The following is a 22,084-nucleotide window of genomic DNA, read 5'->3' as shown; positions in this document are numbered from 1 at the left end:
ACACGGCGGTCGCACCATTTGACATGGCTGCGACCGCCGTGGAAGTATTGCGCAGTCCCTCATCGCCGGTTCCTCCTCCCCTTCAGTACGACACCCCGCTCCCCGATGTCCTCCGCTCCCGCTCCCGGCACACTTACTTTCGCTCAGGCTATCGCACTGGCGCAATCGCATTGGCAGGCGGGACAGGCCGCGCAGGCCGAGACGCTCTGCCGCCGAGTGCTGGACGTCGACCCCGGTCAGCCCGACGCGCATTACCTGCTGGCGCTGATGGCGCATGCCTACGGCAAGCGCGAGATGGCGATCGATCACCTGAAAAAAGCCTGCGACGCGCCGGGTGCACCGGCAGCGTTCTGGTCCGATCTGGCGGAGATGTGTCGTCAGGCGGGACGTCTGGAAGAAGCGAAGGCTGCGGGGCGGCAGGCGGTGACGATCGATCCGGCATTCGCTGCCGGATGGAACAATCTCGGCATCGTGTTGCAGGAAGCGGGTGAGCTAGAACAGAGCATGACGTGCCTGCTGCGTGTCAGCGAATTACAACCGGCATCGGCCGACGCGCAGAACAATCTCGGCAACACTGCGCGATTGCTCGGGCGTACCGAAGCCGCAGAGGCACACTATCGTCGCGCCCTCGAACTGGCGCCGCAGCGTGCCGATACGCATAGCAATCTGGCGGCGCTGTTGAGTGCCACGAAACGTTTTGACGAGGCTGCCGTGCTCGCTCGCCGGGCCATCGAGATCGATCCCCAGTTTGTGGACGCCTATCGCAATCTTGCCGACGTGGAGCTGTCGCGCGGGAACGTCGCGGGGGCGTTGCAGATTGTCGAGGTGATGAGCGCGTTTGCCGAGCGGCATCCGTCCACCCTTGGCGCCCGTGCGCGAATTTTGGGGCTGGTCGGTCGTTTGGACGAGGCGCTGGCGAGTGCGCGTGATGCGGCAGCGTTGCAACCGGAGAGCGCGGACGCGCGTGCTGTGTTGGCCGCGCTTCAGGCGGAAGTCGACAAGCGTGCTGCTGGGCAAGCCAGCGCCGAAGTTTCGCGCACAGTGCCTCAGGCTACACAGGCGGGCGCGCAGGCCAACGATCCGAGCCACGCGACACCGAATACCCATCAAGCGCGGTCTGAGGTGGTGGCGATTCACGAGCGGGCGCTGGCGCTGGTGCGTGAACAGGATTTTGCCGGTGCCGAAGCGTTGTTGAGCGAGGCCGTCTCACAGGGCGTTGCCCCGATGTCGATGTGGCGCCTGCTGGCGATGGTGCTGCGGGCGCAGGGCAAGGCGAAGGCCGGGTGCGACGTGCTTGGCATGCTCGCGCAACAAGTGCCGGGAGATCTGGCCAATCGTTTTGATTTCGCCGAGGCGTTGCTGCTGCTTGGCGACTTCGAGCGCGGGTGGCGCGAATATCGCTATCGCTACAGTCTGGAACATACCCAATCGATCGAGCGAAAGGTGCAACGCCCGCGCTGGGACGGTCAGCCCATTCCCGGGCAGACGCTGCTGATTCACGACGAACAGGGTTACGGCGATACGTTTCAGTTCATGCGAATGGCTCGATGGGCGCGTGAGCGCAGTCAGGCACGCGTGATCTTCGAGGTCAATCAGGAAACGTTCTCCATCGCAAAGCGCATGTGGGGTGAGGACGATATCGTCGCGCGCGGCACGCTGCCGGTCGTATTTGATCAACATTGCGAGTTGATGAGCTTGCCCATGGCGATGGGGCTCAAGCTAGATGACTTGCCGGGGCAACTGCCTTATCTCAGCGCCGACCCGGCGCGCATTGCGCATTGGCAGGCACGCCTCGCCGACTTGCCCAAGCCGTGGGTCGCGCTGGTCTGGGCCGGCCGGCCCGAGCATGTGAACGACTGCAATCGGTCGGTGCATCTCGATCAACTTGCGCCGCTGGGCGCGTCGGGGGCGACGTTCCTGTCGATTCAGAAGGGGCCGGCGGCACCGCAAGCGGATACGCCACCGGATGGCATGTCGATCGTGTCGCTGAGCGATGAGATTCGCGACTTCGAAGATACCGCGGCCATTCTGCATCTGGCCGATCTGCTGATTTCTGTCGACTCGTCGCCGGTGCATCTGGCAGGGGCGATGGGACGGCCGGTGTGGGTGTTGCTGCCGTTCGTGCCGGACTGGCGCTGGCTGCTCGATCGTGACGACACGCCGTGGTATCCGGGCATGCGCTTGCTAAGACAACCTGCGCGCTCGGCATGGCAGCCCGTGATCGAACGCGCGGCGGCGGATCTGACTCGTTGGGTGGCCGAGCGCGGCGAGGTTGCGAAGTGACGGGGTCTGGCATGGCGGGCGTTCGGTATGTCGCGGGCTTGTGTCTTGCTGCGACACTGCTGATGTCGGGTTGCTCCAGCCTCGATCGCGACGAGCACGCCGAAGCGCTTGCTGAGCCCGCCGGTCTGCATCGCGAGACGTTGCAGACTCGGGACTTCGTGCTCACTGCATTCACCCGTATTGCGCACACCGATGCGCCCGTGCGCATTTATATCGAAGGCGATGGGCTGGCGTGGCTCTCACGCACTGAACCGTCGCTCGATCCGACGCCCGTTGCCGCGACCGGGCTGGCGCTGGCCGCAGTCGACCCGTGGCCTAACGTGGTGTATCTGGCGCGTCCGTGTCAGTTCACGCCGATGGCGCAGAACCCGCGATGCGGTGTTCCGTACTGGACCGGCAAGCGATTTTCTCCGGAAGTGATCGATGCCATGAACGAGGCGGTCGATCGTATTGCCGCGCAGGTGCCGGGGCAGCGTATCGAGTTGGTTGGCTACTCGGGAGGCGGTGCGATTGCGGTATTGATTGCCGCACGCCGCCGGGACGTGGCGTCACTGCGCACGGTGGCCGGTAACCTCGATGTGGAGTTCGTGAACCAGTTGCATCGTGTGTCGCCGATGCCGGCGTCGCGAAATCCGATTGATGTCGCCGCGCAAGTGGTTGCGATGCCGCAGGTGCATTTCAGTAGTGCACAAGACACTGTTGTGCCACCGTCTGTCGCTACGCGGTTTGCCGCCGCTGTGGGGGGGCGTTGTGTGAGCACCCGCGTGGTGAGTGGCGTGGCCCACGACGGCGAGTGGGCACAGCAATGGCCCGCGTTGCTCGCCGTGGCGCCGGTGTGTCGCGAGAGTCGCTAACGGTGCAAATTCAGACGCTGGTTCAGCTTTCTCGCACCAGCGCGGCAATCGCTTCGACGAGCGTGACGTCGCCGCGCACGGCATTGCGGCCATCGTCAGCAAAGCGAAACGTGCCATCGTTGAAGCCGTCGAGCATCTGAATGCGCGGCAGCGGATTGCGCATGCCTTGGGCGCGAAAGAGCGGATCCCATGCTGCGCGAGGTACCGCTTCGGCGTGTACGTCTCGGACCAATGCGCGGGCTAATGCTGCGGCGATGTCGTCCGGCGAGTAGCGCTCCGGCCCCTCGATCTCAAGCACGCGTTCGCCATCGATGTCGTCTTGCATGGCACGTGCGGCTACGTGGCCGACGTCGCTCGTCGAGACCATCGGAATGGCGCGCTCGACCGGTTGCAGATAGCTCGGCAGTACGCCACGCTCGCGCGCTGGCGCGATATCCCACGAAAAATTCTCCATCAGCCACGCCGGACGTAAAAACGTGACCGGCAGCGAGAGCGAGATCATCGCCGTCTCGAACATGCTCAACGCTGTCAGCAGGCTGGGTGTTTCGCAATCGGCACCGATGCTCGAAAGACATACGACCCGTTTCGGGCGAGTGGCGGCGAGTGCCTGGCGGATGGCGTCGATCAGATGCCGGGCGTGAGAGAAGTCCGGCTCGGGATCGGCGTTGGGTGGCAACATCACGAACACGGCCTCGCTGCCACGGAAGGCGTTGGTCAGCGCTTCGACATCGCCATTCTCGGCCACGGCAATCTCGCCGCCCAGCGTTGCCCATCGGCTCGACTTGACGGGGTCCTGAACGATGGCCCGCAGCGGCAGACCCGCCTTGAGCAGATCGTGCCCGATAACGCCGCCCACTCGCCCCGTGATACCCATTACGGTGTACATGGCCATTCCTCGCGCGCAATGTCGTTGCCGTAAAAGTACCACGGGAGCGTCGACGCTTCACAGGAGGCCTACAGGAGCGCGGCGTCGGCGATTGTCGGCGCGGACTCCGATGGGGCTGTGCGACGTGCATTGAGCATCGCTGCGGCGGCGTCCGCCAGTCTCACGGCTTCGCGTGCGCGTTCGCACATATCGCGCTCGTAAGCGGCGAGGGATTGTGCGAGCGGCTGCTCTCCGGCGGCGACAGCTTGCAGATGGCGGGTCAGCATGGCGGCATCGCAAAGCGCCGTGTTCGCGCCGAGACCACCCGCCGGGCTCATGGTGTGGACGGCATCCCCCAGTCCCGTCACACCATCGAGTTGCCATGGCAGCGGGCTAGTCGTGCTGCGTACCGGCATGGTGCGCACAGTGTCGGGCACCGCGTGCGCAAAGAGCGAACGCAGGTGCGGGTGCCAGCGCCGTGTGAGCGTGTCGATGTGGGCGAGCGGCACGAGGCCCGATGCGTCAGCTGACATCCCTTCGCGGCCGAGCAGCGCTTGCGACGGGCCGATGAACGCCCAGTACAGATAGTCGGAGACCGGCGAGAGCGGCATACGGGCTGCGGCGTTGGTGCCACCGTCAGCAGCATCGTCTTGCTGGTTAAGCGTCGCGTATAAGCCGGTGCCCGATTCGCGGCGGAACAGCATGGCATCGACCACGACAGCGAAACCATCGGCAAACACGACCGTACTGCCTTCCATCAGCGTCGCTTCACCGTGGCTGTCCATGAGCACGAGCAACGCCGTCGACACGGGGGTGAGACCGTAGAAGCAGACGTTGCCGGTGTCGCGCGGTGTCATGCCCGGCAACAGGTGCTCCCGCACGCGTGAGTGGGTGCCGTCGGCGGCAACGATGAGGCTCGGTGCGCTGCACGTGCCGTCTTCGAAATGCGCGACTCGCTGGCCATCGGCCGTGCGTGTGGTGTGCGTGAAGGTCTTGCCGAAATGCACGTGATCGAGAATGCCGTCGAGCAGAATCTCGCGCAATGTCTGGCGGTGCATGCTCAGGTCGCCGGGCGGCGCGCCGTCATGGGTTTTGGCACGAGCAATGTTTCGGTGCTGTTGGGGGGCAGGGTGACGCACAACCGCGGGCTCGGTGGGCGACTCGGTATGTGACTCGTGCCAGCTCGGCGGCAGAACCACGTCCGCGTTGTCCAGTGCGGGCGTGACGAAATGGCCGCCGTTTCGTGCCACGGCGGCGTGCTGGCGCAAGCGCTGGGCCTGTCCGTCCGGGAGACATTGGTCGATGGCGTCGAAACCGTTGGCATCGATACGCAGGCGGTAGCCCTGAAAGCGGGCGGCGGGGGCGCTGTCGCGCTCGAAAACGTCGAACGGGATTCCGGCACGGCGCAGCCCCTGCGCGAGACACAGGCCGCCAAGGCCGGCGCCGATGATGGTGACATGCAAGGCAGACATGATTTTCGGTGACCGCCAGAGGCGGTCGGTTGTTGCACTGCGATCATTGTCTGCGGGCCAGCGATTGACCTGATAACATCGTTTGGTCATTCAATAATGAAAATCGGACAAACTCATGACCGCCGACCGAACGCCCATGAATACCGACCAGGTACTGGTCTCGTTCTCGGACTCTCCGTTTGCCCGATACAAGCCTAACGACCGGCTCGACGGACCGCCCATCTGGGCGTTCGGGGGACATGACCATCAGCGGAGTCTGTTCAGGATGGGCACACGAGAGCTCGACTGGCATTCGCACGTGCGCGGTCAGTTGTTCTGCATCCACTCGGGGTTGGTACATGTGCACACGCCTCACGGGTCGTGGTTGTTGCCGCCGTACCGCGCCGGGTGGATTCCGCCGGGCATGACGCACCGAGTGGCGTTTATCGGTGTGGTGAGCGGGTGGATCGTGCTGGTGGCGCCCTCGGCCGCCTTGCGGTTGCCGGTGACGCCGCGGGTGGTTGGGGTTTCCGAGTTGCTGGCGGCGCTGGTCAAGCGAGCGGTGACGTGGGCAGCGCGCGATGAGCTCACCGAAGACGAATTGCGTCTGGCGCAGGTGCTGGTTGATGAAATCGAGCGTGCGCCGGCGGAGCCACTGAGTTTGCCGATGCCGGTCGATGCCCGTGTGTCGCGGATCGCGCGCGCCGTGCTGGAAGACCTTGGCGGGCAGACGTCGCTTGAGGCGTTGGCACAGCATGCGGGGGTGTCGTCCCGCACTGCGCGGCGGCTGTTCGTTGCGGAAACCGGCATGGGATTCACGCAATGGCGACAGCAGGCGCGGCTGGTGAATGCGCTGGAACATCTGGCCAGAGGCGAGCCGGTCAGCACGATTGCCGATTCGCTGGGCTATTCCACGCCTAGCAATTTCATTGCCATGTTCCGGCGGGCATTTGGCGAGTCACCGGGGCGCTATTTCAAGCAGGTGGGACCACGTGTGCACGCTGACGAGGAGGGGGACGCATGAGCCGCGCGGGAGAGTCGTCCGTGAGGACCGTCGATACGCTGGTGATCGGCGGCGGGCAATCGGCGTTGGCAACGGCGTATTTCCTGCGGCGCTGGCAAGTCGATCATGTATTGCTCGACGATCAGCCTGAGGCGGGAGGGGCGTGGCAGCGCGCGTGGCCGTCGTTGCGACTCTTCTCCCCGGCGCAGTGGAGTTCGTTGCCGGGGTGGCCGATGCCCGGTGGCGAGCGGCACTATCCGTCGCGCGATGAGGTGGTGGCGTATTTGAGGGCGTATGAGACGCGGTATGGCGTGCCTGTTGAGCGGCCGGTACGGGTGGAGCGCGTCGTTCGTGAGCCGGGCGGGAGCGCGTTGCAGGTGGAAACGGACCGAGGCGCTTGGTCGGCCAAGACCGTGATCAGCGCGACCGGGTCGTGGCGTTCGCCGCATATTCCGGCGTATCCGGGGCAGGCGTTGTTTCGCGGGCGGCAATGGCACTCGGCTGACTATCGCGATGTCGGCGATTTGCGTGGTGCGCGCGTGCTTGTGATTGGTGGCGGGAATTCAGGGGCGCAGATTTTTGCAGAGTTGTCGTCAATGTGCGACGCGACGTGGGTCACGCTGGCACCGCCCGAGTATCTTCCTGACGACGTCGACGGGCGGGTGCTTTTCGAGCAGGCAACGGCACGATGGCAAGCCAGTCAGCGCGGGTTGCCTGATCCGTTTCCGGACAGCGGGCTGGGACGCATCGTGATGGTGCCGCCAGTGCGAGAGGCGCGTGAGCGTGGCGTGTTGAAGGCGGTGCGGCCCTTCGAGCGTTTTGTTGACGATGGCGTCGTGTGGACGGATGGCACGCGTACGCAGGTGGACGCGGTGATTTGGTGTACGGGTTTTCGTCCGGCGCTGGGGCACTTGGCGGGGTTGGGGCTTACCGATGACGATGGACGGATTCGTGTTGACGGCACGCGAGCGATTGACGAGCCGCGGCTGTGGTTAGTCGGCTATGGCGAGTGGACGGGCTACGCGTCGGCAACGCTCATTGGTGTGATGCGCAGTGCGCGTGCGACGGTACAGGAGGTCGTGACACGTCTGGAGCAAGGGACATCGCGGACTACGCAGAACCAGCGGGGTGGGGTGGCGGGATAGAGTGATTCCATGCAGTGCTCGATAGACGCAGGGGCGACGCGGAAAGTTTGGTAAATGTCCGCGTTTTTTCGCGAAATAACAGGTGCTGCACTCCGTATTCAACCCGCCGTGGCGACACGTTTCAGACGTGTCGATGCGACGGAAGGTGCAGGTAGAGATGGGAACACTCCGGAAATTAGTCCCGCGCCAAGCGCGCGCAGGTATCGGCGACGCCGACAGTCACGACAGGAACGACAGCATGAGACTTCACGAACGCGTAACCAAAATCGAAGCGGTCTTGCCGACGCTCGCGACCAAGGAAGATCTAGCGCGCGAGGTGGGCACTCTGCGCTCAGAGATGCATCAGGGATTCGCGAAAGTGAATCTCGAGTTTGGCAAGGTCCGGCAGGAGATGAGTGGCGAGTTTGGCAAGGTCCGGCAGGAGATGAGTGGCGAGTTTGCCAAGGTTCGGCAGGAGATGGGTGACGGGTTTGACAAGGTTCGGCAGGAAATGAGCAGTGAGTTTGCCAAGGTTCGGCGTGAGATCGGCGGCGAGGTCTCCACGCTTCGAGGTGAGATTGGCGGCGTCAAGCAGGAGGTGACCAGCGTCAAGCAGGAGGTGACCAGCGTCAAGCAGGAGGTGACCAGCGTCAAGCAGGAGGTGACCAGCGTCAAGCAGGAGGTAGCCAGCGTCAAGCAGGAGGTAGCCAGCGTCAAGCAGGAGGTGGCCAGCGTCAAGCAGGAGGTGGCCAGCGTCCGGCATGAGGTCCGCGAGCTACGCCAAACGGTGTTCTCCGAAATCAACGGACTGCGCGTCGAGATGCATCAGTCTATGGGGGCGTTGATGTGGAGGTTGATCGGTACGTTAATCACGGTTTGTACGGCGTTGGTCGCTGCCACCCACTTCATTTCGAGAGGCGGCTAATTGGTCGATGCCTCGGTAAATCCCGCGTAAAGCGTGGAAAATCATGAGAAAAAGACCCGCGCTTATCGAATGTCAACGCGCGGTGTCACGTGATTCGGAAGTTACTGAAACTCAAGTGACCTTCTCGCTGCGATGATGGAAGTGCCCCCACTTTGGTATGGCAACTTCTGTTCAAGGAGCGATCGATGAGTGACGCGAAAGATGATGACACGCAACCTCCGAAGCGCAAGCGAGGTAAAGGCAAGCGCGCCGGGGCGGCAAAGCCGCACCCGGTACCTCAAGTGCTCCCGCGAGAGGGCTACGTCGTCTGGTTTCTGAACCACGGCAAATTTCTCGGCTACGCATGGAGTGAACCGGAGCAGGAAATCCGGCGTGCTCATGTGAGGAACGCCGAGCATGCGATTTACTTCGATACGTTTGCTCAGGCAGCCGTCGTGTCAGCGAAGTTGATCAGTCCGAGCCGGGTATTGCATTCGCCCGGGCCCGGCATGTCGCCCACAGTGATGGGATAAATGACGAGATAAGCGACGAGATAAACGATGGAAGCAGCTCGACTTACGGCTCCCTATTTCAGGCGGGCCGTTTTTTAATGGGAACGAGAAAACGCGAGCGAACGAATGGCAACGCCAGAGGATTTTGAAGCGATTGAGAGAGGTTTGCCAGAACCGGCAGGAGTGGTGCCCAGGGCCGGAATCGAACCGGCACGCCTTGCGGCGGGGGATTTTGAGTCCCCTGCGTCTACCAATTTCACCACCTGGGCAGGTGTGCGTTCACCGAACGGTGTCGCAGCGTGATCCTCGTCTGGTTGGCCTGTTCGGCTACCGGACGAAGGCGAGATTATGACCGAATTTTTCGATGCCCACAAGCCCATCGACAATATCAAACGCCGGGCCGGATATTTCGTCGTCCGGACCCGGCGCTCTTCATGCTCAATGCAGCTTTTGCTGGCCTTCCAGCACGCGAAGCAACGACGACGTGTCGTCATGGCCCCAGCCGTTTTCCATCAGCGCCGACAACTGTCCCTTCACCAGCGACAGCGCGGGCAACGCCAGCCCCGCGTCCGCCACGGCGTCCAGAATCATCGCGAAGTCCTTGTCATGCAGCCGTGCCTCGATGCCCGCCGAGAAGTCCCGGTGCGCCATCTTCGGCCCCATCATGTCCAGCATGCGGCTACCCGCCAAGCCCTGCGAAATCGCCTCGATGACCTTGTCCTGATCCACACCGTTACGCGCGGCAAACAACATCGCCTCGGCAATCCCCTGGATGTTGATCACCTGAACGATCTGGTTGCAGGCCTTCGCCACCTGACCCGCCCCCGTGTCGCCTACGTGCGTGATCGTCGTGCCCAGCGTCGCCAGCAACGGCTTCACCTTCTCGAACGCCTCGCGCGGTGCGCCGACCATGATGGAGAGCGACGCGTCCGCTGCCCGCGACGGCCCCCCGGAGACCGGCGCATCCACCAACTGAATGCCCTCACGCGCCAGACGCACCGCCATGCGACGGGTGGCCTCCGCCGAGATCGTGCTGTGGTCGATGCAGATCGTACCGGGCCGTGCGCCATGAATCACGCCATCTTCGCCGAGCAGCACCTGCTCAACGTCGTGCGTGGTTGTCACGTTGGTGATCACGAAGTCGGCTTCCGCCGCTGCCTGCGCCGGGCTCGAAAACGCCCGCGCGCCATCGTCAACGTACGCGGCCGCAGCTTCCGGGCGTCGCGCGTAGACGTGCAACTTGTGACCCGCCGCCATCAAATGACGCACCATCTGGCCGCCCATCGCGCCCAGACCGATAAATGCAATGGTGTATGTCGTCATGCCGCGATCAGTCCGAGACGTACACGAACTTGCCATTCTTGATCTGGCCCATCACGCCGGCGCGCTGGTCCAGTCCGACGTGATCGGCCGGGCTCAGATTCATGATGCCGTTGGGAATCGCCAGGTTATGCGTCGATTCGAGCGCATCGCGCAACGCCGCACGGAATGCCGGCGTACCGGGTTGCGCCGTCTTGACTGCGCGAGGCACCGCATCGTTGAGCAGATCCCACACGCCATAAGCATCGGCAGCAAACTGCGTCACGGTATCCACGCCGTACTTCGTCTCGTATTTCTTCGTGAACGCCAGCGCCGCAGTACGTGCCGGATGCCCCGCGGGCAGGGTCTTCGCGACGACACCCGGTTGCGTCGGGAACAGCGTGCCTTCGACATCCTTGCCGCCCACGCGCACGAAGTCATAGGTCGCGATGCCATGCGTCTGATAGATCTTGCCGGCATACCCGCGCTCTTGCAGCGTGCGCTGCGGCAGTGCCGCAGGCGTGCCCGAGCCAGCCACGAGAATCGCGTCGGGCTTGGCCGCCATGACCTTGAGTACCTGCCCGGTCACGCTCGTGTCCGTGCGGTTGAATCGCTCCTGCGCCACGATCTTCAGCTTGCGCAACTCGGCAAACTTCGAGAATTCTTTCCACCAGCTCTCACCGTAAGCATCGGCAAAGCCAATGAAACCAACGGTCTTGATGCCGTGGTTCGCCATATAGCGCGTCATCACGTCGGCCATGGCCGAATCGTTGGCTGCCATCTTGAACGCCCAGCGGCGCTTGGCGTCCTGCGGTTCAACCGCCACGGCCGACCCGATGAGCGTGATCATCGGTGTGCTGGCTTCCGAGATCGGATCGAGCATCGCCAAGGCGCTCGGCGTGATGTTCGGGCCGACGATGACGTCGACCTTGTTCTCGCTCATGAGCTTGCGTGCATTCTTCACCGCCGTGCCGGGGTCGGAGCCATCGTCCAGGAAGATGTAATGCGCCTTCTGCCCCCCGATCTCGTCGGGCCACAACTGCATGGCGTTCTTGCTGGCAATACCGATGGCCGCAGCCGGACCGGTAGATGACAGATCGATGCCGACGGTAATGTCGGCGTGTGCTGCCGTCACCACACCCGTCAGGGTCATGGCGAGTAACACGCCCGACAGGCGAATACCGCGAAGGGGTGAGCGCATGGGGTCTCCTTTTGGTCGAATCACGCAAGGATACCGTACGCTGCGAGCCGCGCAAACGATGTCAAAAGACCGGCTTGCGAGCCACATAAAACAAAGGCGCTGCTAATGAATAGCAGCGCCTGATGTGATCGGGAGGGGGATGGCGGGGGGAGGGGCTAAACGGAGCCGACGCGCGACATCAGAGCTCGTAGCTTTCGTGCTCGCCGCGCAATGCCTGTTCAACCAGCTTGCGCGTGAGAATCGGCGACAGCAGCTCAACCATCGTATACACATAGCCGCGCAGGTAAGCGCCCTGCTTGAGCGCCACACGGGTGACGTTTGTGCCGAACAGATGGCCGACCTGAAGCGCGCGGAGATTGCGATCACGCTCGGGGTCGAACGCCACGCCCGCCAGAATGCCCACGCCTAGCCCCAGCTCCACGTAAGTCTTGATGACGTCCGCGTCGATGGCTTCGAGCACGATGTCCGGCTGCACATGACGCAGCGCAAACGCCTGATCGATCTTGGCGCGCCCGGCGAACTGCGGGTCGTAAGTAATCAGCGGGTACTTCGCCAGATCTTCAATCCCGACCGACGACAGTTGCAACAGCGGGTGATCGGGCGGCACCACGGCCACGTGCTGCCACTGATAACACGGCAGCGAGACCAGATCCTTATAGCCCGCGATGGCTTCCGTCGCGATGGCCAGATCGGCCTGATCGTGCAGCACCATCTCGGCGATCTGCGTCGGGCTGCCTTGCAGGATCGACAGGCGCACCTTCGGGTAACGGCGCTTGAACTCGGCCACCGCGTGCGGCAGCGAATATCGCGCCTGCGTGTGGGTCGTCGCAATGGTCAGGTTGCCCTGATCCTGTGCGGCGTAGTCCTTGCCGATGCGCTTGAGGCTTTCCACCTCCAGCAAGATCCGCTCGATGGACTCGAAAATGATACGCCCCGGCTCCGTCAGATTACGGACGCGCTTGCCATGACGGGCAAAGATGTCGACACCCAGCTCTTCTTCTAGCTCGATGATCGCCTTTGAAACCCCAGGCTGGGAGGTGAACAGCGCCTTGGCCGCTTCCGTCAGATTGAAGTTCTGACGAACGGCCTCGCGCACAAAACGGAACTGGTGCAGGTTCATTTGTATAACTTTAGAAAATATACAAACAATTTTTAATTCGTTTGAAGTATATAGCGTTTTCATTACAGTGGGTGCCACTGTTTCGATAACGTTATTCCTTTCAGTCATTTAGACCCATCAGGAACGTCATACATGTCGCTGTGGCTCGAACCCATTTCCGGATTTGGCGTCGGCCTGCTGGTCGGCCTGACCGGGGTGGGCGGCGGCTCGCTGATGACGCCTCTGCTGACGCTCCTGCTGGGTTACGCGGCGCCGGTCGCCGTGGGCACCGATCTGGCGTTTGCCGCCGTCACCAAGAGTTTCGGCACGGTGGCGCACCGCTCGCACGGCCACGTGAAGTGGCACATCGTGCAACGCCTCACGCTCGGCGCGCTGCCGGCGGCGCTGGTGACCATTCTCGGGCTTAAACGCCTTGGCGGTATTGATGACAGTGCCCTGCACGTCATCAAACTGACGATTGCAGCCTCGGTACTGCTCACGGTGCTCTCGCTTCTGTTCCGGGCCAAGCTGCTGGCGGCGTTGCGGGCGCACCCGAACTGGCAACTGACGGGGCGCGCGCAAACGATTGCCACGGTTCTCGTGGGCGCCGTGATCGGCGTGCTCGTCACGATTTCCTCGATTGGCGCCGGTGCCGTTGGCGCGACGCTGATCCTGATGCTGTACCCCCAGTTGGAACCGGCGGAAGTTGCCGGTACGGATATCGCCTACGCGGTGCCGCTCACGGCGATTGCGGCGCTGGGCCATATCTGGCTTGAGACGGTGCACTGGGCACTGCTCGGCAGTTTGTTGATCGGCTCGCTGCCAGGGATCTGGCTGGGCGCGAAGCTTACCCGTCATTTGCCCGAGCGCATCGTGCGCGGCGCGCTGGCGGCCACGCTCACGCTCGCGGCAGTCAAGCTGGTCGGCTGACACCCCCACATAAAACAAGGAGTTCGCGACATGCGAAACGAATCCCGTTGGCAGCCGGCGGTGTCTGCTTCGTCAATTTCGCCCGCTTCCCCGGCTGCCGTGCCGTCGAGCGTCGCGCACGCCGAACATCTGGACGCGGCGCTGCTCGACGACATGGAGGCCGTGCTGGCCGAGCGTCTGGCGCGCATCGCCTCGCTGCATCGCAACGTGAAGTTTGCGAGCAGTCTGGCCGCGGAGGACATGCTGATTACGCACGTCATCCTGCGCCAGCAACTGCCGATCACGATCTTTTCGCTCAACACCGGCCGTCTGCACGACGAGACCGTGGGCATGATCGACAAGATCAAGTCGCGCTATGGCTACGACGTGGTGCAGTACACGCCGCAGCCCGACGCGGTGGAGACATACGTCAGCGAGCACGGCGCCAACGCCTTCTATGAAAGCGTGGACCTGCGCAAGGCCTGCTGCCAGATTCGCAAGGTCGAACCGCTCGGCCGTGCGTTGGCGGATGCCGACGCGTGGCTCACGGGCCAGCGTCGCGAGCAGTCGGTGACGCGTGGCGAACTGGCATTCGCCGAACAAGACGAGGCACGCGGTATCGCCAAGTACAACCCGCTGTTCGACTGGACGGAAGCGCAGGTGTGGGCGTACCTCACCGCGCGCGATGTGCCGGTCAACCCGCTGCACGCACGCGGCTACCCGAGCATCGGGTGTGAACCGTGTACCCGTGCGATCCGCCCCGGTGAAGACAGCCGGGCGGGCCGCTGGTGGTGGGAGTCGCGCGACAGTAAGGAATGCGGGCTGCACGCGGGCAACCTGAGCAAGATCCCGGTCTCAGTGCAGTCGAACTGACGCGCACACGACAGACCAACAACACCATGCGATGCGACGCCGCGCTTCACGAATGACCCGCGAGCGACGCATCGAAGCAAAACGAATCACGGAATCGTCAAGGAAGGGAACACTATGGGTGCGATGCACGAAGTCGCGCAGGCCAGCGGCGCGCGGATGGATCATCTGGACTGGCTGGAAGCGGAATCGATGTACATCCTGCGCGAAGTGGTAGCCGAGTGCCGCAAGCCCGCACTGCTGTTCTCGGGCGGCAAGGATTCTGTCGTGGTGCTGCACCTCGCGCTCAAGGCCTTCGGTCTTGGTCCGAACCGCAAGACGGTGCTGCCGTTCCCGCTCGTGCACATCGACACGGGCCATAACTACCCGGAAGTCATCGAGTTCCGCGACCGTCATGCCAAGGCACTCGGCGCTGAACTGATCGTCGGTCATGTGGAAGATTCGATCCAGCGCGGCACCGTGCGTCTGCGCCGTGAAACCGATTCGCGCAACGCCGCACAAGCCGTCACGCTGCTCGAGACGATTGCCGAACACGGTTTCGACGCGATGATCGGCGGCGCTCGCCGTGACGAAGAGAAGGCCCGCGCGAAAGAGCGCATCTTCTCGTTCCGCGACGAATTCGGCCAGTGGGACCCGAAGGCGCAGCGCCCGGAACTGTGGCACCTGTTCAACGCGCGTCTGCACAACGGCGAGCACCTGCGTGTGTTCCCGATTTCGAACTGGACCGAACTCGACGTGTGGCAATACATCGCCCGCGAGAATCTTGATCTGCCGTCGATCTATTACGCGCATGAGCGCGAGATCGTGCGCCGCAACGGCTTGCTGGTGCCGGTGACGCCGCTTACGCCGAAGCAGGACGATGAGTCGAGCGAGTTGGCGTCGGTGCGTTTTCGCACGGTTGGCGACATCAGCTGCACGTGCCCAGTGGCCAGCGTCGCCGCCAGCCCGGTGGAAATCATCGCCGAGACGGCCGTGACCGATATCACCGAGCGCGGCGCCACGCGCATGGACGACCAAGCGTCCGAGGCGGCGATGGAGCAGCGCAAGAAACAGGGTTACTTCTAAGTTGCACGATAGAAAACCCGGCTTTTCGAGCTAACAGAAATAACGGCCCGCCGGCGCGCGCAGCAAATTGCGCGCAAGCGCCGGGGCCACGGATTCGAGTGGATTTGACCATGAGCCTTACCCCTCACCAAGAAGATCTCGGCGTGCTGCGCTTCATCACGGCAGGCAGCGTCGACGACGGCAAGAGCACGCTGATCGGCCGCCTGCTGTATGACAGCAAGGCCGTGCTGACGGACCAGCTCTCGGCCCTCGCGCGTGCCAAGCACAAGCGCACAGCCGGCGAAGATATCGACTTCTCGCTGCTCACCGACGGCCTCGAAGCCGAGCGCGAGCAGGGCATCACCATTGACGTGGCGTACCGCTACTTCACGACGGCACGCCGCAAGTTCATCATCGCGGACACGCCGGGCCACGAGCAATACACGCGCAACATGGTTACCGGTGCGTCGACGGCTCACGCCGCCATCATTCTGGTCGATGCCACACGCGTGACCGAAGTCGATGGCCGGACCGAGTTGCTCGCACAGACCAAGCGCCACAGCGCCATCGTCAAGTTGCTGGGCCTGCAACACGTGATCGTCGCCATCAACAAGATGGATCTGGTCGATTACAGCGAAGCCACGTTCGACGCGATTCGCGCCGCTTATCTGGAACTTGCGCATCGCCTCGGCCTGCAAGACGTGCGCTTCGTACCGGTGTCGGCGCTCAAGGGCGACAACATCGTGCTGGCCAGCGAGCGCATGCCCTGGTATCAGGACGAGCCGCTGCTCGACGTACTCGAATCGCTGCCGGTCGCGCAAACAGGCCGCGAACTGCGCTTCCCGGTGCAATTGGTGGCGCGTCAGGATGGCTCGCATGCCGATGACTTCCGGGGCTACATGGGCCGTGTGGAATCGGGTTCGGTGCGCGTCGGTCAAGCGCTGCGCGTACTGCCCGCCGGGCGCGATGCAACGGTCGCCGAAATCGTCGGCCCGCGCGGTCTGCTCGAAGAGGCGTTTGCCGGCCAGTGCGTGACGATTCGTCTGGCGGAAGATGTGGATGTCTCGCGCGGCGACACGTTCGTCACGGCCGAGTCGGCGTTACAACCTTCGCGCAAGCTGTCTGCCGATGTGTGCTGGTTCGACGAGGACGCGTTGGCGCCCCAGCGCAAGTACGTGCTCAAGCAAGCGACCAGCTCGGTGTACGTGAAGATCGGCAGCGTGGATACGGTGCTCGACGTGACGACGCTCCTGCATGGCACGGACAAGACCGCGCTCGCGATGAACGACATCGGCCGCGTGCAGTTGAGCCTGCAAAAGCCGGTGACCGCCGATACGTATGACGCCAATCCGGCCACGGGCGCGTTCGTGCTGATCGACGAAGCGACGCATCACACGGTCGCTGCGGGCATGATCCGGTCGCTGGCGGCATAACCGGTTCGCCACGCTTCCATCACAGGTATCCATCGAGTATTTATAGCGCACGGCTCCCTCTCGAAGGGGCCGGCGCTCACTCCTCACGACGACGGCTGCAACATGACGGTGACTTCTTCGCAATCTGCCGCGCTTCCGGGCAAGGTCTATCTGGTCGGTGCCGGCCCCGGTGCCGCAGATCTGATTACGGTGCGTGGTGCACGCTTGCTCGCGCAGGCCGACGTCGTGCTGCACGACGCACTGGTCGAGCCGGAAATGCTTGCGCTGTGCCCGCAGGCGAAATTGATCGCCGTCGGCAAGCGTTGCGGTAAGCACTCCAGCGCACAGCACTTCATCAACAAGCAATTGATCGACAACGCGCGTACGCATGCGCTCGTGGTGCGCCTGAAGGGCGGTGACCCGATGCTGTTCGGACGCGCCGACGAAGAGTTGCGCGCACTGGAAGCCGCCGGCATCGCGGTGGAGGTTGTGCCGGGTATTACGGCGGCGCTCGCCAGTGCGGCTACGCTCAAAAGCTCGTTGACGCTGCGCGGCGTCGCCCGCAGTGTTGCCTTCGCCACGCAGAGCCGGGCACCGGAATCGGCGGAGATCACCGCACAAGCGTCGGCCGACTCGCTGGTCTATTACATGGGCCGCGACGCGGCTCAACGCATCGCGGGCGAACTGATCGCTGCCGGTAAGTCAGCCGCCACACCGGTGGCGATTGTCGAAGCCGCGACCACACCCCGCGAACGTAGCGTCGTCATGACGCTGGACGATATCTCGCGCGGCGTCGCAGCAAGCTGGTTCGACAGCACACAGCCGAGCGTGCTGCTGATTGGCGATGCCTTTGCGCAGGCTCAGGTATCGACGTCCTCCCCATCGATGGTGGCCGGCGCCTCACTGGCCGCTTAACCTAGCGCGGCATCGCAACGTATCCGTATCCCCCCGCACGGCTGCGAACGGGGCGTCATTGCGTCAGACGGACGAGATCCTGCACGCTGTGCCCCTCGGCGATCGGTACGTGCGTCAGTTGGCCGACATCAACGCGCCGCAACATTACCGCCGGGCCGCCCGGAAACCTGAACGCGCCATAGGTCGCACTCATGCTCTTGAGATGCCGGATCGTGGCTTCAAGAACTACGGCCTTGTCGGGATGGACGACAATGCTCGTTGCGGGGTCGAAGAAGAAATATTCGGTGCGCATTCTGATCACGCGGCGTCCGAACAGCATGATGTGATGCGGGGTCGTCATCTCGTAGATGCGTTCGATATTGGCCTTGCCGTCCAGCGCTGCGGCGAGATTGTCGATGCTGCAAGTGCGCACACTGTCGGCGCCTGAATGGATGGCACTGCCAGCGTATTCGCTGGCGCCCAGACTTTGCATCTGGTCCATGTATCGCTGCGTTGCCGGTGCCTCAGGTGCCATGGCGAACTCACTCTGATGGGCCAGCAGCGTCCCTTCTTCTCCATCGTGTACGGCGACCGCCATCGCACGCACCAAGCCGTTGTCAAGCATACCGTCGGGCACGCCGGGAATATCGGTCACACGCGTCACGACGGCGCCCGCGGCCGCTGCTTCAGTTCCCATATTGGTCACCAGCTCACTCGACGCCTCCGCGGCCAGGGCATTTTCGACTTCACCGGCAATCTCGCCCAATGTGGCGTAATCGGAGATCTCCGGCGCGATAAAGAGCAGCATGTGATACGCGGCGGGGGCGCGCTCCTCGAGGGGCGGGCTACCCCGCACGTAGGCCTCGTTCTTCGCGTGGTTGAAAGCCTTGCGTTCGGCCAGCGTCGCTTCGTTGCGCACGACTTCGAAGCGCGCCCCGTAGGCTTGATCGATTTCGTAGACCAGATGGGGGTCGTTGAGCGACGAGGCTGCCCCGGCTTCGGGTTGCGGTATCACCCGCCACTCACCCAGGCTGTTCAGTCGCATGAAGGGGCCGAGTTCGTTTGTGTCGGGGTTCCATAGACGGAACTCGCCAGCGCCGAAATCGAAGTTGAGATGGGCGTAGGTAAATTCGTCGACATGCGCGATGAAATCGCCTTCGACGTAGTACAGCCCGTCAATCACGCCGTTCACGCCATCAAGCGGGCCATCGACGAAAAAGTGATACTTTGCGCCGCCGGGCAGCCGGCTTAGGATCTGGAGTCTGAGCGCGGAGATGCCCTGGCTGCCAATAGCGGTGGCCAGTGATTTCCAGCCTTCCGGGCGTGTTCGCGCATCGCCGAACGCTGCCAGAAGCGTGCCGATCATGCCGTCGGAGATGCTCAGGGAAATCGATGCCGGCCGTAAGATATCGGCCGCCCACGTGCCGAGTCCCATCGTTATGTCCATCCAGCGGATCACGCGCGCTACGCCGACGACGGATTCATCGGTGCCGCTGGAGGTGAGCGTCGCATTGAGATACGAACTCGAATGGTTCAACATCCGCTCAGCGACCGCCTGAAAGGTATCGCCGTCGACAGGTGCGCCGACAGCGTCAGCGAGGGGGGCAGTCGTTGGAGAACGGGACTCAAACGCGTCTAGTCTGGCGTTGGCCTCGCGTTGTTGCCGCGGTTCAAACAACGACAGGAGCAGGCGTCTGCCGTCCGGACTATGCGCCTGTTCTGCCAGCCAGATCTGCATGGCATGCCGGTCGTCGAAACCCATGACTTCCCCGTTACCCGTGCCGGGAGCGTACATCAACGTCTTGTTCGTGGGGGTGTCGGTGAAGAGCATCAGTCGTGTCGGTATGCCGCCGATGCTGATCCACTCACGCGAGTATCGCGTCGGCGGTGAGAACTCCGCGGGAGTGCGGCCGTCGTCCCGCTCTGAATCTTGTCCCACCGCCTGAGCGAGGGCGACCTGGGTATTGTCGAGTTTCTGTTGCAGCGCTAACAGGAGGGCATCGATACCGAAGCTGGCTCTTAGCACTTGCCGCAATGATCCGTGCCGCGCGGCAACGAAATCTTCAAGCGCCTTGCGATATTTGCCCTCAAATTCATCGAACGGGATGCGACGCATGACGGTGTCGGCATCCGGCAATGGCACCATCGAGGCCGTCTGATCCACGGAGACGCGGGGCGAGCGTGCGAGCCGCGTGAGGCGCATTTCTTGTCCTGCCTGAGGGGCCGGTGGCCTGCCGCTGACGGCCTCGAGAACGGCGTTGGTCAGACTCATCGAGGTGATCGACGTGGCGTTATTGTCACGCGTGCCGGGACGGTATGGCGGTATCGGATGGATCTCCAGCCGGATAGCATCCGGGTCGAGCGATTCGCCTATGAGCGCCTTCATCGTATCTCGCGCCGTTTCGCGTGCTATTTGACGAACGTCAGGCAGCGCCATTGAGACTTGTGTGCGCAGATCGAGCAGCGCTTCGACGGACGCTTCGATGTTCTCGGGCAATGCGACGACGCGTGCGGGAGGGCGCGCGCCCGGTGGAATAGGCGTTCCCGTTGTCGTTCCCGGGCCTGCCTGCAAGGACGCATGGCGGGCATGCGGGGCCGCTCCCGCGAACCATGCGACATAGTCGCCGGCGCGCTCGGCGGTAGTCGCCTGCGTCACGTTGAACGCAATATCGTCGCGGAGCACCGCGAGCGACGCGGCGCGTGCCACGCTCAGCGGGTCGTCCGGTGTGAGCGCCAACCGAATGTCTGTGATGTTCGCTGAAGCATGCTGAGCATTCGGCGCATGGGGCCGGTGGGGGGATGCCATGCGTAGCGGCAGGCGAGTCCGCACGGCGTCGGGAAGGCCGGATGCCGGCGACGACAAGTCGGTCTGTAACGCCGCGAGGCTTGTGTATTCCCGCCAGGGCCGGGCATCACCCGCGAGATACAACAACGCTCGCCCGCCGTCGCCGCGTTCGGTTATCACAAACATGGCGGCGACCGGGGGCGTCACCGATTCTCCCGGCTCACACACGTGGACAGTGTGGGCACGCACGTATTCGAGTGGCCCCTGGCTGGCGTGAACGGGCGTGTCGAGAACGATCTGCCCCAGTACGACGGCATCGGCGGATAACTGCCCTGCGGTGTATGACAACTGAAGGTCGTCGCGGGCCATGTGTCGCTGTGGTGCGTCGAGTTGTTTTAGGAAGTTCTGCGCTTCGACGCCGGACGCATCCTGCTGCGCCAGCCATTTCCATGCGGTCAGCGCGTTGAGGAATGTGTCGATCGGCAGTCCGGGTACCTGCTCGTTGGCCAGGTATTTCCGATTCTGTTGCAACCTGCCGGCATAGACGCCGTAGTTCTCGATTTGTATTGGCGTCTCGCCGCTGACGATGCGTAGTGCCGCTGGCACGATGGGCGTCGGTGGATGCGGTCGTGAGCGTTGCAGGTGTCCGATGTCGTAGGCGGGCGAAGGGCTCGGGAAATCGAATGTGTCGAATTGGTAGAGGAACACGTTGTCGAGCCGGGGCGCCGGGTTGCCCGGGGAGGCCGCTGCGGCGAGACGTCGCGTCAATGACGTCTCAACCATTTGCGTGAGGTTCACAGTGTTTTGCGTCCAGCGGAATGCGACCTTGTGCTCCATCGTGCGATTGCGCAGCAAACCGATGTACGCCGCGACTTCGTCGGGAAATGTGGCGGACGGTGCGATGCCGTCGATTTCCGGCAGCGGCGGTGGGAGGGGGGCTTGCGTTGCCGCAGATGTCCCAGTTGTCCCAGTTGTCCCAGTTGTCCCAGTTGTCCCAGTTGACTGGGTTGACGAGGTCTCGACGAGTTGCCCGGCGCTTCGGCGGGCGCGCAAGGCGTTCGCGTGTGCGAGGGTGCCCGCAAAGGGCGTCGCATCGGATGCAGCATCGGGCACGAGGCGCGGGTGCTGCCCGGAGCGGTAGGCCAGCACGGCATCGGCCAGACGCGTGAGGGTGCCTTCATCGGCAGGCTCGGCCGATGGCGAGGACATATCGGCGACATGGCCAGGGGGCATTGTTCCAGACGCCGGCCGGCGGGTGACCGTGGTGGCCGCCTGCGTGGCATACAACCACCAGAGCACAAAGCCCATCACACCGGCATCACGGAAGTTCGGGGGACGTGCCGCGAGCGGTTCGGGAGCGAGTGGTTGGGCTGCGGCCAATGCAGATTCGCATTCGCCATGAGGCTCGAGACGCGCCTTCGGATCGTGGCCGGAACCGGCCCAGCGAAATCGCACAGCGGCGTCGTGCAAAAGGCAGAGCCATTGCGTGACCTGGGCACACCAGCGCTCGGCAGTGACCGCTGTTTCGACGTCGAGTCTCTCAGCCCGCGCCGCGGAGCGGCGCAGGTCGCGCAA

Annotated in this window: 17 protein-coding genes, 1 tRNA gene and 1 pseudogene; 12 read left to right on the top strand and 7 right to left on the bottom strand. The window is 63.3% G+C overall.

Going from position 1 to position 22,084, the window contains the following annotated elements:
* Positions 1 to 105: 105 nt before the first annotated feature.
* The 3 genes and pseudogenes from AT302_RS28450 to AT302_RS20010 all read left to right on the top strand — a co-directional run.
* Positions 106 to 819: pseudogene (locus AT302_RS28450) on the top strand (tetratricopeptide repeat protein); the annotation flags it as partial.
* A 303-nt stretch (positions 820 to 1,122) separates the two neighbouring features.
* The gene (locus AT302_RS28445) at positions 1,123 to 2,283 is read left to right on the top strand and encodes a glycosyl transferase family 8 (protein WP_058379805.1); all 1,161 of its coding nucleotides are present in this window, start codon (positions 1,123 to 1,125) and stop codon (positions 2,281 to 2,283) included.
* A gap of 11 nt (positions 2,284 to 2,294) precedes the next feature.
* Positions 2,295 to 3,137: an alpha/beta hydrolase family protein gene (locus tag AT302_RS20010; RefSeq protein WP_058375518.1), complete on the top strand. Its 843-nt coding sequence runs from the start codon at positions 2,295 to 2,297 to the stop codon at positions 3,135 to 3,137.
* Positions 3,138 to 3,159: 22 nt separating this feature from the next.
* On the opposite strand, the gene AT302_RS20005 is transcribed toward AT302_RS20010, so the two are convergent.
* Together AT302_RS20005 and AT302_RS20000 are read right to left on the bottom strand one after the other, a co-directional pair.
* The gene (locus AT302_RS20005) at positions 3,160 to 4,023 is read right to left on the bottom strand and encodes an NmrA family NAD(P)-binding protein (RefSeq protein WP_058375517.1); all 864 of its coding nucleotides are present in this window, start codon (positions 4,021 to 4,023) and stop codon (positions 3,160 to 3,162) included.
* A 68-nt stretch (positions 4,024 to 4,091) separates the two neighbouring features.
* On the bottom strand, positions 4,092 to 5,474 hold the full coding sequence (locus AT302_RS20000) for an FAD-dependent oxidoreductase (protein ID WP_058375516.1): 1,383 nt from the start codon (positions 5,472 to 5,474) through the stop codon (positions 4,092 to 4,094).
* A gap of 115 nt (positions 5,475 to 5,589) precedes the next feature.
* Here AT302_RS20000 and AT302_RS19995 point away from each other — a divergent pair, with 115 nt between their 5' ends.
* The 4 genes from AT302_RS19995 (at position 5,590) to AT302_RS19980 (ending at position 9,017) form a co-directional block, all read left to right on the top strand.
* The gene (locus AT302_RS19995; protein ID WP_237171975.1) at positions 5,590 to 6,477 is read left to right on the top strand and encodes an AraC family transcriptional regulator; all 888 of its coding nucleotides are present in this window, start codon (positions 5,590 to 5,592) and stop codon (positions 6,475 to 6,477) included.
* Entirely contained in the window at positions 6,474 to 7,601 is a 1,128-nt protein-coding gene (locus AT302_RS19990; RefSeq protein WP_058375515.1) for an ArsO family NAD(P)H-dependent flavin-containing monooxygenase, read from the top strand. The genes AT302_RS19995 and AT302_RS19990 overlap by 4 nt, the downstream gene beginning before the upstream one ends.
* Positions 7,602 to 7,839: 238 nt before the next feature.
* Positions 7,840 to 8,505 (top strand): kinetochore Spc7 family protein, encoded by a 666-nt coding sequence (locus tag AT302_RS19985; protein ID WP_167365816.1) that lies wholly within the window; start codon positions 7,840 to 7,842, stop codon positions 8,503 to 8,505.
* 185 nt (positions 8,506 to 8,690) lie between these two features.
* Positions 8,691 to 9,017, top strand: a complete 327-nt coding sequence (locus AT302_RS19980; protein WP_058375513.1) for a hypothetical protein — start codon at positions 8,691 to 8,693, stop codon at positions 9,015 to 9,017.
* A gap of 163 nt (positions 9,018 to 9,180) precedes the next feature.
* On the opposite strand, the gene AT302_RS19975 is transcribed toward AT302_RS19980, so the two are convergent.
* The 4 genes from AT302_RS19975 to AT302_RS19960 form a co-directional block, all read right to left on the bottom strand.
* A tRNA-Leu gene (locus tag AT302_RS19975) sits at positions 9,181 to 9,265 on the bottom strand.
* Positions 9,266 to 9,434: 169 nt separating this feature from the next.
* Positions 9,435 to 10,319, bottom strand: a complete 885-nt coding sequence (locus tag AT302_RS19970; RefSeq protein WP_058375512.1) for an NAD(P)-dependent oxidoreductase — start codon at positions 10,317 to 10,319, stop codon at positions 9,435 to 9,437.
* A gap of 7 nt (positions 10,320 to 10,326) precedes the next feature.
* On the bottom strand, positions 10,327 to 11,496 hold the full coding sequence (locus AT302_RS19965; protein WP_058375511.1) for an ABC transporter substrate-binding protein: 1,170 nt from the start codon (positions 11,494 to 11,496) through the stop codon (positions 10,327 to 10,329).
* Positions 11,497 to 11,674: 178 nt separating this feature from the next.
* Entirely contained in the window at positions 11,675 to 12,616 is a 942-nt protein-coding gene (locus AT302_RS19960; RefSeq protein WP_058375510.1) for a CysB family HTH-type transcriptional regulator, read from the bottom strand.
* Between the two features lie 132 nt (positions 12,617 to 12,748).
* Between AT302_RS19960 and AT302_RS19955 the strand changes: the two genes are divergently transcribed.
* The 5 genes from AT302_RS19955 to cobA all read left to right on the top strand — a co-directional run bounded on the left by AT302_RS19955 (position 12,749) and on the right by cobA (position 17,745).
* A complete protein-coding gene (locus AT302_RS19955) occupies positions 12,749 to 13,525 on the top strand; it encodes a sulfite exporter TauE/SafE family protein (protein ID WP_058375509.1) in 777 nt (258 codons plus the stop codon).
* Between the two features lie 30 nt (positions 13,526 to 13,555).
* Positions 13,556 to 14,377 (top strand): phosphoadenylyl-sulfate reductase, encoded by an 822-nt coding sequence (locus AT302_RS19950; RefSeq protein ID WP_084656351.1) that lies wholly within the window; start codon positions 13,556 to 13,558, stop codon positions 14,375 to 14,377.
* A 114-nt stretch (positions 14,378 to 14,491) separates the two neighbouring features.
* Positions 14,492 to 15,439, top strand: a complete 948-nt coding sequence (gene cysD / locus AT302_RS19945; RefSeq protein ID WP_058375508.1) for a sulfate adenylyltransferase subunit CysD — start codon at positions 14,492 to 14,494, stop codon at positions 15,437 to 15,439.
* Positions 15,440 to 15,549: 110 nt separating this feature from the next.
* Complete coding sequence (locus tag AT302_RS19940) at positions 15,550 to 16,851, top strand: sulfate adenylyltransferase subunit 1 (RefSeq protein ID WP_058375507.1); 1,302 nt, start codon at positions 15,550 to 15,552, stop codon at positions 16,849 to 16,851.
* 102 nt (positions 16,852 to 16,953) lie between these two features.
* Positions 16,954 to 17,745 carry a uroporphyrinogen-III C-methyltransferase gene (cobA, locus tag AT302_RS19935; protein WP_058375506.1) on the top strand — a complete coding sequence of 264 codons (792 nt, stop codon included), beginning with the start codon at positions 16,954 to 16,956 and terminating at the stop codon, positions 17,743 to 17,745.
* Between the two features lie 55 nt (positions 17,746 to 17,800).
* Here the strand turns inward: cobA and AT302_RS19930 are convergent, their stop codons facing one another.
* Positions 17,801 to 22,084 carry a dermonecrotic toxin domain-containing protein gene (locus AT302_RS19930; RefSeq protein ID WP_157125839.1) on the bottom strand — a complete coding sequence of 1,428 codons (4,284 nt, stop codon included), beginning with the start codon at positions 22,082 to 22,084 and terminating at the stop codon, positions 17,801 to 17,803.

The sequence above is a fragment of the Pandoraea norimbergensis genome (assembly GCF_001465545.3).
Classification (GTDB): Bacteria; Pseudomonadota; Gammaproteobacteria; order Burkholderiales; family Burkholderiaceae; genus Pandoraea; species Pandoraea norimbergensis.
The sequence above is the reverse complement of the archived record's forward strand: the minus strand, read 5'-3'. Positions and strand labels throughout refer to the sequence as shown.

Coding starts and splice junctions, on each gene's coding strand:
- AT302_RS20010 (WP_058375518.1), top strand. CDS start 2,295: ATGGCGGGCGTTCGGTATGTCGCGGGCTTGTGTCTTGCTGCGACACTG.
- AT302_RS20005 (WP_058375517.1), bottom strand. CDS start 4,023: ATGTACACCGTAATGGGTATCACGGGGCGAGTGGGCGGCGTTATCGGG.
- AT302_RS20000 (WP_058375516.1), bottom strand. CDS start 5,474: ATGTCTGCCTTGCATGTCACCATCATCGGCGCCGGCCTTGGCGGCCTG.
- AT302_RS19995 (WP_237171975.1), top strand. CDS start 5,590: ATGACCGCCGACCGAACGCCCATGAATACCGACCAGGTACTGGTCTCG.
- AT302_RS19990 (WP_058375515.1), top strand. CDS start 6,474: ATGAGCCGCGCGGGAGAGTCGTCCGTGAGGACCGTCGATACGCTGGTG.
- AT302_RS19985 (WP_167365816.1), top strand. CDS start 7,840: ATGAGACTTCACGAACGCGTAACCAAAATCGAAGCGGTCTTGCCGACG.
- AT302_RS19980 (WP_058375513.1), top strand. CDS start 8,691: ATGAGTGACGCGAAAGATGATGACACGCAACCTCCGAAGCGCAAGCGA.
- AT302_RS19970 (WP_058375512.1), bottom strand. CDS start 10,319: ATGACGACATACACCATTGCATTTATCGGTCTGGGCGCGATGGGCGGC.
- AT302_RS19965 (WP_058375511.1), bottom strand. CDS start 11,496: ATGCGCTCACCCCTTCGCGGTATTCGCCTGTCGGGCGTGTTACTCGCC.
- AT302_RS19960 (WP_058375510.1), bottom strand. CDS start 12,616: ATGAACCTGCACCAGTTCCGTTTTGTGCGCGAGGCCGTTCGTCAGAAC.
- AT302_RS19955 (WP_058375509.1), top strand. CDS start 12,749: ATGTCGCTGTGGCTCGAACCCATTTCCGGATTTGGCGTCGGCCTGCTG.
- AT302_RS19950 (WP_084656351.1), top strand. CDS start 13,556: ATGCGAAACGAATCCCGTTGGCAGCCGGCGGTGTCTGCTTCGTCAATT.
- cysD (WP_058375508.1), top strand. CDS start 14,492: ATGGGTGCGATGCACGAAGTCGCGCAGGCCAGCGGCGCGCGGATGGAT.
- AT302_RS19940 (WP_058375507.1), top strand. CDS start 15,550: ATGAGCCTTACCCCTCACCAAGAAGATCTCGGCGTGCTGCGCTTCATC.
- cobA (WP_058375506.1), top strand. CDS start 16,954: ATGACGGTGACTTCTTCGCAATCTGCCGCGCTTCCGGGCAAGGTCTAT.